Here is a 16,022-nt window from a genome sequence, read left to right as displayed (position 1 = left end):
ATAGCTCCTCGGTGTTAGGGGCAGGAAAACGCCGGTATCTGGAACGGGTTGCGGATACTGTTGGCGGTAAACTCCAGCGTAACGTTATGCCCGTCCAGGGTGAACGTGGCCTGACGGCTGAGGCTGCTGCTGCCGGCGCTGGTTTTCGCCATATCCATCATACGGTTCAGCGCCCACGGGCCGCTGGTGACCAGGCTGGCGGTGCTGCCGTTGGTCAGCGCCAGTTGCAGGTGCACCTGATTGGTATTACGCGTACCGGGCCAGCTCACGACCAGCGGAACCTGCGGGCCGTGGCTGTATTTGAACAGCTGGCCGTCAATGTCCAGCGTCATGTTGAGAATGTTGGTGTCCATGCGCACCGGGCGGACCGTCACCCGGAATGACGGCGTAGCGGTGCCGTTGGCGAAGAACGCATCACGGATGCGCTGCGCCTGCTGGAACGGACGCAGAATGCCTTCGCCGCCCGGCAGGGTTTTGCCGTCGACGCCGGGGGTAAAGCGCCATTCCGCGCGCGTGGTATCAACCTTGCCCTGCAGGTTCTCGCGGAAGAAGGTATCCATCAGCCCGGTATTGGGGGCGAACATCCGCGCCAGATCGTCCGGGGTGACATCCTGACGGGAGCGTGCGGCCAGCGGATAGCGCCCGGCGATGGCCTGGCGGCAGAAGCTGCTGACTTCCACGCTGATGCGCTTCTTCACGTTCTCCATCTCTTTCTGCTGGGTGTCGCTGCTGGCGCCGATGGCCAGTTGCAACAACATTTGCTTGAACGGGGCCGGTAAGCGCCCGGACTCCGCCTGCAAACGCGGGATCACGTCACTCGGCGGCGGCGACATGCCGCTGTTGGCCGCGCCCTGAACCGCCGTCAGGTAGCTGTAAAGCTCATCTACCTGCTTGAGGATATTGTCGAACGGGATGGACTTGTCGCCTTCACCCTGGCTCTGGGCCAGATCAAGCAGCGGGGCGAAATGGGCCATCACCACCTGTTCCGGCTGGGAAGAGACGTCGCCGTCGGCGCTGTGGCGCTGGGTGGCGAACAAGGCCTCCAGCGTGCGGTTGGCGCTTTGGTTGATTCTGTCGCCGGTTTTATTCAGCAGCGAACGTCCGTCGCTGTCGTTCTTTTCATCACGCAGGGTGACGTTTTTGGCCGTGTTGAGCACCAGATTGCGCAGCGGCGACGGGTTGCCGGAGAGCAGCCGGGCGGTGCTGATGCGTTGGTCCAGGCTGTTGATGCGGGCCAGCTGCAAATCCGCCAGCAGGACGTCCCATTCGCGGATAAAGTCCTGCATATACAGCTGGCGGATGGTCATGGTCAGGTCCGCGCTTTTCTGCGGCGGCGTTTGGGTATTGAGCACCCAGACATCTTCCTGGCGCAGGGTGTCCGTCACCTGTTCGATGTTGTTGTCGAACATTTTCCAGTAACCCTGCGGGGTATACAGCCCCGGCACGCCTTCGGTCAGCGGAACGCCGCTTTTGCGGGTAAACGCCAGCTCGGCCTGCGGGCCGGCGAGATTGACCACGCTGACCGGTTTGATATCGCTCTGCTTGAGCAACAAACGCTTCAGGCGGCCGTAAACCCGCTGCGACAACGCCGCGCGGTTGATGGCGGCCTGCGCCTGCGTGACCAGCGCTTCGTCCCTGGCGTAGGGCGAGGACTGGATCTGCTGGTCCAGCAACTGGCTGAGGTGCCATTCCAACTGTTGCAGCTGTTTCTGCGTGCTGCCGTGCGGCAGGTTGCGTTGCAGGTTGATCATCACCCAGGCGCGCAGGAATTTGCCGTCGTAATGTTTGGGTTGATACAGCATCTGGTACGCCTTGAGCGCTTCATAGCTGAAATCGGCGTCGGCATGGTTGTCGTAGCGCAGCGTACGGGTAATTTGCTGGGCCACCTGCGGCAACAGCAGCTCCTTCAGGGCCTTCTGGTACAGCGCTTCGCTGGCGTCGTCCACCTGATTGCCGCGGTACAGCCCTGCGCGGTAAGAATAGGGCGGGCTCTCCAGCGAGAAATGCTGGCTGTCGGGCAGATGCAGCAGGGTATTGAGGAACGGCAACAGCGACAGCATATCGCCGCTGCCGAGCCGTGACAGGCTTTGCCCCTGTTGTTCTACCGCTGGCAGCTTGGCGCTGACCTCTTCGAGATAGCTTTTGTTGTTGCCGTAGCTGGTGAACCACAGCATGCTCAGCCCTGCCAGCAACAGCGCCAGAATAATGTAACCCGCCCAGTGAATGGCGCGGTTGCGGTACTCCCACCAGCGGTTGCTGCCGGCCAGGCCGGCTTCCTGGAAGATCACGCCTTCCAGCAGCTCTTTCAGGAAGAAACTCTGCCCTTTGGCGCCCGGTACGGGCGCTTCTTCGCTGATGCCGTCCCAGGCGGTGTGCATGCTTTCCTGACGGCCCGCAGAAGCGAGTTGCAGATAGCGGTTCAGGTCGCCCATCACCCGGTCGAAGGGCAGCCCTTCCTGGGTGGCGCTGGTCAGGTAAATGCCGCGCGGGGTGAAGCGGGTTTCAAAGCTCGATGCGGCAAATACGGTTTCCAGATAGTTGTGCAACAGCGGGCGCAGCGCGGCGAACTCCTGCGGGAACAGGTAGGCGTTGGCGCGCAGGCGGGCGTTGCTTTCGGTGATCAGAATGTCGGGCAACGCGGCGTCAAGACGCTGTTGCAGCAGGGAATACTGTTCTTCGAACGCCTGCATCAGGCTGAAGTCCGGCTGGCGCGATTTTTCATACGGGAAAGTGAATCCCCAGATTTGATCGCGCTGCGCTTTATCGAAGCCGGAAAAGTAATCCATAAATCCGTTGAGCAGGTCGGTTTTGGTGAGCATCACGTAAACCGGGAAATGGATTCCCAACTGCTCATGCAGTTCGGTCAGGCGCTTACGCAGCGCCGTGGCCTGCTGAGCGAGGGCATCGCTGCTTTCGCTCAGCAGGTCGGCCACGCTGATGGTGACGATAACGCCGTTGATCGGCTGGCGCGTACGGTATTTTTTCAGCAGGCCGACAAAGCTTTTCCATTCGCCGGCGTCTTCTTCCCGCTGGCTTTCCTGCGTGGTGTAACGGCCGGCGGTATCCAGCAGCACCGCCTCGTTGGTGAACCACCAGTCGCAGTTGCGGGTGCCGCCGACGCCGCGCAGGGCGGCCTTGCCGAACTGTTCGGCCAGCGGGAAATGCAGCCCGGAGTTCACCAGCGCGGTGGTTTTCCCTGCGCCGGGCGCGCCGATGATCATGTACCAGGGCAACTGGTACAAATACTGGCTGCTGAAACGGCTCATCCAGCTGCGCTTTTCACCCTGTCCCGGCGCGAAACGCGCTTTTTTCAGCAGGCGGGCCGCTTCGTCGAAGCGCTGCGTCAGCAGTTCATCGTGACGCGGATCGTCCTTGGCTTCGATAGCCGGCACTTCACTGCTGGCGCGCAGGTTGCTCAGCATCCGGCTGTTGAACCAGGCGCTGTAGAGGCGCGGGATCAGGCGGCATAACACCCAGATCAGGTAAAGCACGCCGATGGCGATAGTCCGGTTCAGTTCCGGCTCCAGCGGGCGGTAATCGCCGATGGCGATCAGCGGGCCGATGGTCCAGATAATGAACGACAGGGCGGAGATGCCGACAAAACCCCACAGCAGGCGACTGGTAAGAATGGAAAAAAGCTTGCTAAGCATTACTGTCCGTTTCCTTGCTGCATTCCGTTAAGTTCCGCCCGGGTGCTTTCCGGCGCGACCAACAGCGTGATTACCACCCGGCGGTTCAGGGCACGATTCTCTTTGGTGTCGTTAGCGGCGACGGGGTCGCTGTCCCCGCGGCCTTCCGCTTTCACCCGCTCTGGTTCGGAGAGGTATTTCTGCAACTGAATGCTGACGGCTTCGGCGCGGGCCAGGGAAAGCTCCCAGTTGGAGCCGAAGCGCGCGCTGCGGATCGGTACGTTGTCGGTATAACCGGTCACCAGAATTTTGCCGCTGACGCCGTTCATCGCTTTGGCGATGCGGTCGATCACCGGCAGATAAACCGGACGCACCGTGGTGGCGCCGGAGTCAAACAGGCCGTCGCCCTTCAGGATCACCACGCTTTGCTGCGCTTCGTCGCGCACCACCACCAGCCCTTCGGCGATCTCCTTGCTCAGGAAGCCTCTCAGCCTCATCGTCGGCGGCGCCACCGGCGCCGGGTTGCTGATGGCTACCTGAGGCAGGCTGGTCTGGTAAATTTTTGCCAGCACCGGGCTGGTGACGTCGCCCAGCCGCCAGTTCAGCACGATAAACAGCAGCGAGGCGAGGAATCCGGCCAGCGCTGCGCAGGCCCACAGCGGCACCAGCGGGCGCCAGCGTTTGAGCAGCACCGGCAAGTCCGCCGCATTGGGCGACAGGGGAAAGGCGTAACTGCCGCGCACCGAGCGGATCAGTTGCAGCAGGCGCTGTTTCAGGGTTTCCAACTGAGAGCGGCCGTTGTCCATCACCCGGTAACGCCCTTCGAAGCCGAGCAGCAGGCAATAGTTGATCAGCTCCAGCAGTTGGATATGTTCGCGCGGCGTCTGGGAAAGCTTGGCCAGCAGTTGGAAGAACTTCTCCCCGCCCCAGGTTTCGTTGTGGAACGTCACCAGCAGACCGCTGCCGGACCAGACGCTGTTGCTGCCCCAGGGCGTGAGGGCGGCGGCTTCGTCCAGCGCGGTACACAGGCAATAACGCGCGCCGATGATCGTCTCATACGAGAGGTTGGCGCGCTGGCCGCGGATTTCAAAGCGGCGCATTTCATCAATCAGTTGCTGACGCAATTGGGCCGGGTTGGCGTGGCTGGCCGACTGGCGGATTTGTGAAATCGCGTTCAGCAGCGGGTTGGCGGCGGCCACCAGCGGGTTATCCCAGTGAGTGGATTGCGTCATTGTTTAGCGCTCCGAGTTGCTGCGAATCGCCCAGAGTTCCATATCCAGCGCGGGGAATTCACCGGCCAGGTGCAGGGCGAAGGCGCTGGATTTTTCCAGTTGCTTCCACAGGTCGCCGCTTTTCTCCAGTTCAAAATAGGTGTAGCCGGCGCTGTACGGGATTTGGCGCGGCGCGGAGGACATGGTGCGCAGGCCGATGCCGGGAAGCTGTAGCTGAACCAGATCGCGGATGCGGGTGACCGGGGCGATTTTCATCTGCGCCGGGAAGTGCGACATCAGGACGTCCGGCGAGACGTCGGCGCGCACCGCCAGTACGAAGCCGAAGTCGAGCATCATGCGTGAATCCTGGACGGTGGCGACGTTCAGGCCGTGCGAGCGCTCCACCAACGGCAGGCGGATGGCGTTCTCTTCCAGCACCACCGACAGCCCCTGACGCAGGATCAGCATCAGTTTGCCGAAGCACAGCGCCAGATTGTCGTGATCGTAGACCGGCAGGCGATCCTCCGGCGTACGCCGGGCGGAGAAGGTCGCCAGCTCGGTGGCGAATTGCAGCCAGTCGTTGTACAGCCGCTCCGGGTGCAGGTGGTCGAGGCTTTGCGCGTGACTGACCTGGCCCAGGTAACGGTTAACCAGTTGCAGCAGCATAAAGTCGGCCATTTCCGAACTGCCTCCGCGGCCGGGCTGCGACAGGCGCTGGCTCATCTGCTGGCTGCGCTGGCGCAGCATGCCGAGCAGATCGTTGATGAAGGACTCCAGTACCGGACTGGTGCGGCAATTGAGCACCGGCGGGATCAGCTCAGGGTCCAGGCGCAGGCTGCCGTCATTGCGTTTTTCCACGACGTTGCCCAGGGTCAGGGCGCTCCATTCGGCGTTCAATTCACTCTCCGGCATCAGGCGCAGACGCAGGCGGCCGAACTGCAGCTCGGCGCTGCCGACGGTGACGGCGTTCAGGTCGTCCACTTCCCGTTCGTAGGCTATGTAGCGCGCCAGGGTGTCGGTTTTTTCCTCGAAGATGACGTCTTCCCGGCCTTCGCGGAAGGTGGGCAGCGCCAGTACGATGTTTTCACCGGCCTTGTTGTCCGCGATGAGCAGCGGGGCGGGCGCCTGCCTGGCATTGTTGAAGCAGAACGGCGTGCCGTCCGGCATGATGCCGCTGGCGCGCGTCAGCGCGACTTTTCCCTGGCGCAGCAGCGTTTCGTCCAGCTCCAGGGTGAGGAATCCCCAAAAACAGCCGTTGAACGACTGCCCCCAGGTGCGCACGTAGTTTTCGAGGTAATTTTCCGCCTGCTGGAAATGATGCGGGCGCAAGAACATCCCTTCAGTCCAGACCACTTTATGAGCATCTTTCATCATTACACCTAACTTGTTCGTGCCAGCCAAACGGGAAGATTACTTTTTCCCTTCGGCGGTATGCAGACCATTAATCCCGGCAATGATGTGTGCTTCCAACTCATCCGGTGAGAACTGCCATACTTTGTAGAAATTGGTTTCAGTTGGTTCGGGCAGCGGCAGCGACATGCGCCACACTTTGCCGTCAAGCTGCTGATATTCGGCGATGATGCCGATATAGCGGGTTTCCAGCGTGCTTTGCCCGCCCAGCTTTTTACCTTTCTGCCCCGGCGTCAGGAAAAACTGATCGCTGTCGAGCAGGCTGTTGCCAAGTACGCTTTTGGCGTCGTTTTGCAGGCTGAAAAAGTCTGCGTCCATAAATTCCGCGTCCGAGCGTAGCAGCAGCACGCGGACTTTGACCGGCGCTTCGGCGTTGGCTTTGGCATCGGCATCGAACACCAGGCTATAACGTGAAGGCACGCTTTTGGCTGAAGACATACAGCCAGTCAGCATCAGCGCGGCCAGGATAAACAGCAGCCAGGAGCCGCGGTGGGCGTTTTTCAGTAATCCGTTCATGATGTTTCCCGAGACGCGGTGTGAATCACTATAAAATCCAGGTAGAGGTGCCGGTATCTTTACAGGCAGTACCGTCACCGGCATCTACGCAGTTCTTTTTCTTCGGCGCAGGCGCAGTGGTGGCCGGCTTGCTGGTACGACGCACGCGGCGGTCTTTGAGTACGGTGGCGCGGTGCTTGTCTTTCAGTACGCCGGCGTTACCTTTGACATAGCCGATGAGGTTGCCGTCGCGAATGGCGGAAATCGCCAGCCAGCCGCCTTCAACTTCGCCCAGCGCGTAGAACGGCGCGGCGTTGTCCAGATAGGTGATGATGTCGCCGCCGTAGCCCGGGCGGTCCATGACGCTGGCGCTGTACAGGCTGCGGTACTCTTCATTGATCGGCTTAAACTCTTTGGGCGCCTGGACGCCGGCGCGGTGGTTCAGCGTGACGCCGTTGACTTCACTGGTGATGATAGTGTCTTTGTCGACCGGCGGCGGTGCTTTCGGCACACAGGCGGAAAGCGTCAGGGCGGCGAGCAGGGCTAAAGTAATCCGTATTTTCACGATATCCTCGACTTCTTTATGTTGTGGGGGGAAAGAGACGTTGTTCGGCAGCCTACGGCGCCAGCAGCAGCACTTTGAGCTGACTGGGAACAACGCGCATACCGGGTGCATTGGTTGAATTCTGTATGCTGACGCTGGTCAGACGGGTGGCCGGGGTGCCTTTAATCAGTACCGTAAATGCCGCGGTAACGTGGCGCGACGGCCCCATGACTGAACCAGAGGCCACGCCCAGCGCGACGCCGGCGTTGTCGCCGTTGGTCAGCGGGGTGACGGTTGCCATGTTGTGGGCTGGCATGCCCATGAACAGAATATTGACGGCGTTTGGGATCGCGGTTGGCCCCAGCGCCACGTTAGGGTAAGGGATTGGCGTCGGAGCCGGCATAGGTGTGAGGCAGACATCGGGAAAAGCAATGTCGATGCCCATCAGTTGGCAGTTGGCAAACATCCTGTTACCCCATATGAATTTGTTCTGAATCGACCTTGGTGATGCCCTTGGCGGTGATGAACGTGTTTTGCGCGTGGGCGCGCAGGTAGTCTTCGGCCTGCATGTCGAGTTGGCCGGCGCGGACCTGCTCAATTGTCTGAGTGCGGCGCAGCAGGCGGTTGCTGAGCTGCGTGACGGTCTGCCAGACGGACTCGAACTGCCCGCCGACGATGCGCGTCAGGCTGAGCCAGGCGGTGAGCGACTTACCGCTGTAGTTCATAGCGTCGATATGACAGTCGCCGCTTTCGGCGGTGACGTTCAGCTTTCCGCTGCTCAGGCTGAGATCGCCGGTCGGTGCGATTCTGAGGTCGCCTTCGACGCTGAGTGTTGCTGGCTGATGACTTTCGGCACGCTCCAGTACGGCCAGCAGCCAGAGCTGTTCGCCGGCAGAGGCAATCAGCACCCGATCGCCGCACTCCGGCGTCATCAGGCAACTGGCTGCGCGCTGGCAGTGCCAGCCGCGGCCGTCGCATTCCACAATCATACTTCCGTCGCCGAACAGATTGACGACCTGACCGGCGGCTTGCTGCGGCGGCGAAACGGGTAGAGCAAAGGAAGGGATGGCGTTACTCATGTTCAGATATTCCTTGTCAAATACGACTATTGCGCTGCGCACTCCAGGTTTCCGCGGCCAACAGCTCCGGATCATTCTCAATAATGCCCTGGCGGTCGGAAAAACGTGCGCCCGGCTGATGACTGCGGTGGAAGAGGGTGCGCATAAAGCGCGCCCGGCGGAAATCGGTGTTGCTGACGTCGGCGTAGGAGAAGTCGGCGTATGTCAGATCGCTGTCACAGAATTGGGCGCCGTTGGCACGTGCCTGTTTTAATACTGCCTGATACAGCCGGCTTTGCGAGAAATCAGCCTGTTCCAGATTGGCTCCCACAAAGATCGCGTTATCAAAGCGGCTTTGCCGGCACCGCGTTTGTGTCAGGTCTGCGTCGATAAACAACGCCTGCGATGCATCGGCACCATCAAAAAGCGCCTGTCGGAGCGAAGCGCTCTTAAAAACGCACTGAATCAGCGCCGCCTGACGAAAATCGGTGTTATCAAGCAAATTATCAGTGAACTGGCAGCCGGACATTTGTTGAGCTCGGAAGCTTTTGCCCCGTTGGTCGCACTCAAAGAAGGCAACACGTTCGAAACTGGCTCCGGTAAGGTTAGTGGTACGTAAATCAAGACGAAAAAAGGTGGTCAACAAGCTACCTGCATCGTTAAACCGGGCGTTCTCTATCGCGCTAAGAAAGAAAACTCCGCGATCCAGTGTGGCGTGACTGAAATCCACACCGTGCATATCGCACTGCATAAACTGCGTTTTGTCGTGACAACTATGGGAAAATATGGCTTCACCTAGCTGGCTTTGATTAAAAACACAATCTGCTAATGTCGTATCCGCGAAACAGGTTCTCTCCATTTCACACTGATTGAATACGGTTTCTGCCAACATCGCACCGCGGAAATCGGCTGTGTTCAGCCTGCATTCATTGAAGACGGTTTCACGCAGGTTTGCGCCGCTGAAGTCCGTACCCCGAAAATCTGCGTCAGTGAAAATACCGCCGGAGAGATCTTTTCCCCGTAATGACTGACCGGCAACGGAGAAGCCCTGAGGCGTTTCTCCTTGCTTAACCTGCTTCACTAATTCATCGGGAGCTAATATGTTCATATCAACACCTGGCTACGCTTGGGCAGGGTTTTTGTTCGTTTGGTATAGGCGCTGTCCAGTCGGGTCGTCGCGTCGATGATCGATTGTGAAAGATCTGCGCGAAAAAGATTGGCGTGACGCAGATCGGTGCCACTAAAGCAGCACTTTTGCATCAGTGCGCCGATAAAATTTCCGTCGCTGAGATTGGCTGTCCGGAAATCAGTGCGAATGAACAGGCTGCCGGCGGCATTTATCCTGTGCATATTCGCATTCAGGCAGTTCGCTTCGCTCAGGTCGCTGTTGTCCAGTTTGGCCATTTCAAAAGAAGAATCTGTCAGTACCATCTGACGCAGATTACACTGCGTGAGTGTGGCATGGCTGAAATTAGCTTTTGCCAGCGTTGTTTCACAAGCGAATGAGCATGTTTTCAGTTCAGACCGTGCGAAGTGCGCTTTTTCGGCGCGGGTACCAACCCAGGAGCAATCTTCCAATCTGGCGTGTTCAAAACTGGCGTTCTCCAAAACGCACTGGATAAAAGCCACTTTGGCGAGGCGGGCGGAGGAAAAATCGAGGGCGGAACCTGCCAGTTCATAAAATAAGACGTTATCGATGCTGGCATGATGAAAGCGGCAATGTGACAAGCGGGTTTGATAAAACATGATTTCCCGCCAGCGGCTTTCGTCAAAGACACAGTTTTCCAGCAGAGTTTGCTGTAATTGAACGTCATTCAGGCTGGCTCCGCTGAAATCGCTGTCACGGCACTGTGCCAATGTGAGGCAGGCATGATCCAGAATGGCGTTACGTAAGGAGGCGCCGGTAATATCGGCCCTGCCCAGCATTGCTGCACTAAAGTTCGCGTTATCAAGCTGACTGTTGTTGAGATTCGCACTTTCCAGCAACGCGTGGGAGAAGTCTGCTCCGCGTAAATCCATCCCGGAAAGATCGGCGCCAGTCAAATCCAACCCGCTGAAATCTCCTCCCCGAGCCATCGTCGCCTGCGCGTGCTGACGGATAATGAGCGCCAGATCTCCCGTCATACGGAGAGCCGGTTGCTGTGCCTGTACCGACATCAGATACATTTGATGCAATGCCTGCTCGGTCTGCGTGAGTTTCTTATCCGATAGCTCATGATCGCCGTTATGCAGAGATTCCAGCATGTGGTGCATACTTTCTGGCCCCCTGGGTAGATCGTCGGGATTATGCTCAGGAACGTCATCCTGTGCGAGCATGCGATCATTCAGTTCGGCCTGCATTTTTTGCGCTGACAATTCCATTTTCTCTATGAATTCGGAGAGATCTTCAAGCGCAGGCGGTGTTGTTACATCGAAAGCCGCAAGTTTGTCATGTATGTCTTGTGCCCATTCTGCCCCGTGATCCCGATGTGTTTCACGCAGGCGCCGGATGCGTGCCTGCATGTTGTCATGCGATGGGCTTTCATTTTGCGGAATATCCGTGTCCAGCCAGGGGCCGATAATCTGCTCCGGCAGCAGATCTTTCTCGCGAAAAGCGAGCAGGGCGCCTTTTTCTTTATCCAGCCTCTTTTGCAACACCTCGCGATAATGTGCGATCGGACGCGGAGCGTTGGCGATTTCAAGTGCGGGCATCAGGTGTAAGACGTCGGCGGCATCATCTTCGTTAATAGGGACGCTGCCATGCCAGATTAAAATCATCTGTTCCCGGTGAGGGAAAAACCACACCGTTGTGGCGCGCAAAATGACTTCTTCAGAAATCGTCTGGTCGGCGCGCAGGCGGTTAATGAAGCAGCGCGCACGCCAGGGAGGCAATTTACCTTCTTGCAGCGGATGTTGCGGATGCATATTCCAGATGCGCCATTCAGCGCCTGAGGGAAGGGCATCACAGTCTTCCCACCATTGATCGCGGGCGGCGGCGTTAAACAACCGCCAATCAATATCGCGGGCAAATCCGGGAAATTCATTCTGAAGCCAGAGGGCATCGTATTGCTTGCCGATACGGCTGAAACGTGACGGTGCCATTAAGTCTGTAGGTCCGAAGCCGGCAGGTTCGGGCGTTTGCCGTATACTGGTAATTCGCTGGTGCAGCGATTCGATATTCGGCAGGCGATGTACTTTCATTCCCCCTATCATTTCTGTGCCGGCACCGATGCCATACTGATTATCGGCAAACTCAGGACCGCCATAGGCACGGCTGCCGTCCAGACGCATTTGTTCAAAAGGTAAGGGTGTACTGGGGGTATTATTTACCCAATATCTGTCGCCGAAGATTAATAGCGTTTTTTCCCGCTGTGCTAATTGTATTTTTACTGCACAAGCATTTTTTTCCTGCTGGTGATTAGTATAGGCATAGCCCGTCGCCAAAAACTCCGGACAAACTTTCGGAATTGCAAGGTCAAGAATTCCACCACTAAGTTTTAACTCATTTTCAACCAATTGCCACAATTCTGGTTCAGGACGCAGGCACGGGGTATCTCCCATATCTGTCAACGCCAGAACGGAAATGCCCAGATGGTTTTTCCCCTGCCAGCGATAGGGGCGGTTTAATATGCTGAGTCGAAGCGGCTTTACTACTTTCATTATGCATCCTGCAAAATTTTAATGCCGAAGCTATCATGATACGCGGTTATTTGCCGATACACTGGAGAGCGTGAAAGACTTTATGTCGGCATTCTTTCTATTTCGTTTTCAGCGTAATAGAAAAGGCATGTCAGTATTGCTCCGCACTAATAAAGAGGATTGTTATTAATTGCAGCCCGGCGCGGATTTTTTGGGTCATATTTTATATCTATATATTGCCCAGGTTGAAAACGGGCCAGCTCCGTCAGGCTGACAGCCTCTTTTATCATCGCAGCATGGCTGCGTCCATCTTTGGTAATATGCTTAACTTCTATTTCCAGAACCGGTTGGTTGCCGTACCACAGATCGCTCTGCTTTACGCTGACGATTTGTCCGGAGGTTGAAATGCCGTCTTTCGTCAGTTTCATCGGGCTGAGAAACTGGCTGATAATCCGCCACAGGTCGACAGTGATAAATTTGAAAAAGCCTACCAGGCCGAGAAACGGAGCGGCGATAATAAAACCGATAACTGTGATAATGGATTTAATCTTTGCCATATTTCCCTACACAAAAATGGCCAGTGCCATGCTGCTGTAACGCAACGCGCCATTGGTAAGCAACGCTGCCGTTTGCGTGTAATTCATCGGCGTGTTGCTGATTTTAACATTAGTCTTATTAATGGAAATAGGGGAGTGCGAAATATCTGCTGTGGTATGCCGCACATTCAGGCCATTAATGCCCAGACTCATGCCATTGAAAGAAAGATTAAATCCTGTTGCACTCCACCTGAGTGCCTTACAGTTGTCTGTCCATGACGGGCTGGAGATTGAAACGCCGGTATCACTGGTGATGCTTACATCAGCGGCATGGATGTTGAGCGTGCCGGTGATTTCCGTTGTCTGATCATTGTTATATGTCTCCAGCACATCGCCGGTTATTGTCGAGGTTTGCCCGCCGGCGTTGACCGTGAGGGTCTGGCCACCCGCTTCAATGAGCGTGGTCTGTCCACCGGCGGTCACGGTGGTTTCTTGTCCGCCTGACATAATGGTAGTGATTTGGCCTGACTTGATATGATTCGTCTGGCTGCCATCGGTGATATCAAGCATCTGGTTATTTTTGATGGTGACGTGCTGTGTGTCGTCAATGGTTTGTGTTTGGGCACCTTTCAGTGTGAATGTCTGATCGCCTGTGATCTCAATCTCGTCGCCACCCGTAATAACCATCTTTCGACCATTGTTGACAGTCATGTCCAGATGATTGTTAAAATTAACGGTTTCTAACCCATCTGTGGTGGTCGTACGCGAGGATTTGAAGTGAAATGTCGCCGCATCAGTGATGGAGTCATCCTGTTTTCCCCCAATAACCGTCGTCCTGGTCCCATCAATCGTAACAAACTGATCCCCTTCCACCGAAACATTCATATCCTTCTCGGCATGCATATCAAACGACTCATTGCCGGGAGAATCTTCAAAGAACAGGTAGCTGGCATTATCCGGGCTGCCGTTGGTGCTGCGCGACATAAAGCCCATCTTAGTGGCATCGTTAGGCAGATCCCATGGGGGCATGTTGTTTTCGTTGTAAACGCGGCCGGTGATCATCGGGCGGTCCGGGTCGCCGTTGATAAAGTCCACCACCACTTCTTCCCCGACGCGGGGAATCTGCACGCCGCCGTATTTCCAGCCCGCCCAGGCGCTGGAAACACGCACCCAGCAGGAGCTGGTGTCGTCGCCGGTGCTGTGGCGATCCCAGCGGAATTTCAGTTTTACCCGGCCGTATTTGTCCGTCCAGATAGGTTGCCCTTCCGGGCCGACCACTTCGGCGGTTTGCGGACCGTGGGTTTTCGGCCACTGCGTCACGCGCGGCGGACGCCAGCTGACGCTGTTCGGGATCACTGAAAACTCAAGAATGTGCTCCGCCATGCTCTGAGCGCTGCTGGAATAGGCGTTTTCCGTCAGAAAATACTTAACGTGCGTCGTCAGGTATTCGCGGTTGTCTTCCATACGCGGCGCCTGAGTCAGCACGAAGGTGTGACCAGGCGCGAATCCTAATGAGGAGCCTTCGCCGCTCATCTGCTCATGGCGGGCCTCAAACTCTTCCTGGCGCACGCGCACGTAAAACTGGCCGTGTTCGCGGTCGGTAAAGCGGCCCGGCCAGTCGAAGACTTCGGCTTTGTCTACGGCGAAAGAGTTGGGATTTTGGCGGGTTTCCAGCAGACGGGCGCGGGGTTTACGGAAGTCGTAATCATCCAGGCTGTACAGGCTGGGAGTGATAATATCGGAGACGCTCCAGCTGTGAACGCTTTCGGTGTTTTTGTGCTGACCGCTGTCGACCGGCTGGTAGGGAATAAAACCATAACCCGGCAGCGCTTCATGCGCCTGAGGCGCATCTGCCAGCACCAGCGTATGGCTGTCGCGTTCATGGATGAAGTAGTAATAGATGCCTTCGTGCTCCATCAGGCGGCTGATAAAGTCGAAGTCGCTTTCCTGATACTGCACGCAGTATCCCCACTGGCGGTAGTCCCAGGTCAGTTTGTTTTCAAATTTAATTTGATAGCTGGATAGGACGCTGGCAATGATATCGGGGACGGATTTTTCCTGCCAAATGCGGAAATCCCTGTTTTGCGTCAGATACCATAATCCCGGACGAACTGTGGCACGGTAAATATAGTACCGTTCGCCGCTGGTTTCGCGCCCGGTGAGGGTCATGCGGGTGATATAACCATTAAGGAATCGTGGTGTCAGCGGTTTTCCGCGTAATTCGACAGTCAGGGATTTCCCTAATAAATTTCTTAAATTCAGGTTATTGCTCTTATTTAAAAGCTCAACCTCAAATTCAAATGCTTCAGATAATCCTTCCTGCCCGGTTAATGACTTAAATAGTAGCTCGCCGCTGTCTGCCGGAGTATGTGCAATAATGGCTCTGTTCATTGAATATCCTTTTCTTTAGGCATAGCTACCGCACGGGCTCAGTAGGAAATTGAGCCGGAATTAAGGAATTTTCGCGATTATACAATGCATTACGAGTGATAACAATATTAAACCCTCAGAGGGGTAAATACCCTGTTGCGCGATATTAAATATCGTATGTGTGATATTTTGAATTGCTTATGTCGTAATTATCTATTCGCATGGTGACAAATAAAGCACGAAAGCTTTTTGAAAGAAATGAAAGGGAGCTTTCTTATTTTTCGGGGTTTTTTCTTGGTGAATCATTTTGAGAGTCAGGTCAAAATATACACGATAAATGAGATTAAGTAATTACTATATTGATAAATCCGGAGATAAAGATTCTGTATTAGCGCATTTTTAGGGTTGAATTATACAAAATATCCATATTGGTAAATTAATTGTCGCTGTCAGCAAAAATTTAATGGGACAAGGTATGGATGATAAATAAGGAAAACAATGTATTTCCTTAAGGTTAAAAATATGAAGCAGCGCACGGTTTAAAAAATATCCGTAAAATGATTTTTGCCAAATGTGATTTCCTTCGCTGAATGATGTGCGAATTTCTTTGCCGGGAAGTGAGTTTGCGCCTCCTTATCCTCATCGGCGGCGGAACGGGATTCCCGCGAAGACGTATAATAATGAAACTATTGGCGGCTACCGTGTTAACGCCGGTCAGCGCTTTTGCTCAGGCGGAGGAAAAAATGAAAATTCAGTACAGTGGTTCACAACCTTCTCAACCCGGCCCGGAAAGCTACTTCACTGGGAGAGTACGCATCGACGCGCCGTTTCAGGCCGCGGCTCCGGCCCGCACCGGGGGGGCGACGGTGACGTTTGAGCCTGGCGCACGCACCGCATGGCATACGCATCCGCTGGGCCAGACGCTGATCGTCACGCAGGGGCGCGGTTGGATCCAGGAGTGGGGCGGAGAGATCAAAGAGATGAATCAGGGGGATATTGTGTGGATCCCTGAAGGCGTTAAACACTGGCACGGCGCTACGCCGGATACGGCGATGAGCCATATTGCGATAGCTGAAGCGCTGGAAGGCAGCGTGGTGGAGTGGATGGAGAAAGTCAGTGACGCGCAGTACCGTAAAGGCGGTGAGAACTGA

General features: G+C 56.1%; 12 protein-coding genes. 1 reads left to right on the top strand and 11 read right to left on the bottom strand.

What is annotated here, in order from left to right:
• Positions 1 to 14: 14 nt before the first annotated feature.
• The 11 genes from tssM to C8D90_RS20390 all read right to left on the bottom strand — a co-directional run bounded on the left by tssM (position 15) and on the right by C8D90_RS20390 (position 14,892).
• Positions 15 to 3,650, bottom strand: coding sequence for a type VI secretion system membrane subunit TssM (gene tssM / locus C8D90_RS20440; RefSeq protein WP_115460314.1), 3,636 nt, complete (start codon positions 3,648 to 3,650; stop codon positions 15 to 17).
• A complete protein-coding gene (locus tag C8D90_RS20435; protein ID WP_115460313.1) occupies positions 3,650 to 4,861 on the bottom strand; it encodes a DotU family type VI secretion system protein in 1,212 nt (403 codons plus the stop codon). The genes tssM and C8D90_RS20435 overlap by 1 nt, the downstream gene beginning before the upstream one ends.
• Before the next feature lie 3 nt (positions 4,862 to 4,864).
• Entirely contained in the window at positions 4,865 to 6,211 is a 1,347-nt protein-coding gene (tssK, locus tag C8D90_RS20430; protein WP_115460351.1) for a type VI secretion system baseplate subunit TssK, read from the bottom strand.
• Positions 6,212 to 6,250: 39 nt separating this feature from the next.
• Positions 6,251 to 6,766 (bottom strand): type VI secretion system lipoprotein TssJ, encoded by a 516-nt coding sequence (gene tssJ / locus C8D90_RS20425; protein WP_115460312.1) that lies wholly within the window; start codon positions 6,764 to 6,766, stop codon positions 6,251 to 6,253.
• A 28-nt stretch (positions 6,767 to 6,794) separates the two neighbouring features.
• The gene (locus C8D90_RS20420) at positions 6,795 to 7,310 is read right to left on the bottom strand and encodes a hypothetical protein (RefSeq protein WP_115460311.1); all 516 of its coding nucleotides are present in this window, start codon (positions 7,308 to 7,310) and stop codon (positions 6,795 to 6,797) included.
• Positions 7,311 to 7,362: 52 nt separating this feature from the next.
• Positions 7,363 to 7,755: a DUF4150 domain-containing protein gene (locus C8D90_RS20415; protein ID WP_115460310.1), complete on the bottom strand. Its 393-nt coding sequence runs from the start codon at positions 7,753 to 7,755 to the stop codon at positions 7,363 to 7,365.
• Between the two features lie 4 nt (positions 7,756 to 7,759).
• Positions 7,760 to 8,368 carry a DUF3540 domain-containing protein gene (locus C8D90_RS20410; protein ID WP_115460309.1) on the bottom strand — a complete coding sequence of 203 codons (609 nt, stop codon included), beginning with the start codon at positions 8,366 to 8,368 and terminating at the stop codon, positions 7,760 to 7,762.
• 16 nt (positions 8,369 to 8,384) lie between these two features.
• The gene (locus C8D90_RS20405; protein WP_115460308.1) at positions 8,385 to 9,455 is read right to left on the bottom strand and encodes a pentapeptide repeat-containing protein; all 1,071 of its coding nucleotides are present in this window, start codon (positions 9,453 to 9,455) and stop codon (positions 8,385 to 8,387) included.
• Positions 9,452 to 11,986 (bottom strand): DUF2169 family type VI secretion system accessory protein, encoded by a 2,535-nt coding sequence (locus C8D90_RS20400; protein WP_115460307.1) that lies wholly within the window; start codon positions 11,984 to 11,986, stop codon positions 9,452 to 9,454. Before C8D90_RS20400 ends, C8D90_RS20405 begins: the two co-directional genes overlap by 4 nt.
• 146 nt (positions 11,987 to 12,132) lie before the next feature.
• A complete protein-coding gene (locus tag C8D90_RS20395) occupies positions 12,133 to 12,522 on the bottom strand; it encodes a DUF3592 domain-containing protein (RefSeq protein WP_115460306.1) in 390 nt (129 codons plus the stop codon).
• A 6-nt stretch (positions 12,523 to 12,528) separates the two neighbouring features.
• Positions 12,529 to 14,892, bottom strand: coding sequence for a type VI secretion system Vgr family protein (locus C8D90_RS20390; RefSeq protein ID WP_115460305.1), 2,364 nt, complete (start codon positions 14,890 to 14,892; stop codon positions 12,529 to 12,531).
• 722 nt (positions 14,893 to 15,614) lie between these two features.
• Between C8D90_RS20390 and C8D90_RS20385 the strand changes: the two genes are divergently transcribed.
• Complete coding sequence (locus C8D90_RS20385; RefSeq protein ID WP_115460350.1) at positions 15,615 to 16,022, top strand: (R)-mandelonitrile lyase; 408 nt, start codon at positions 15,615 to 15,617, stop codon at positions 16,020 to 16,022.

It is taken from the genome of Enterobacillus tribolii (assembly GCF_003363015.1).
GTDB classification, from domain to species: Bacteria; Pseudomonadota; Gammaproteobacteria; order Enterobacterales; family Enterobacteriaceae; genus Enterobacillus; species Enterobacillus tribolii.
This window is presented reverse-complemented; position numbering and strand designations above follow the sequence as displayed.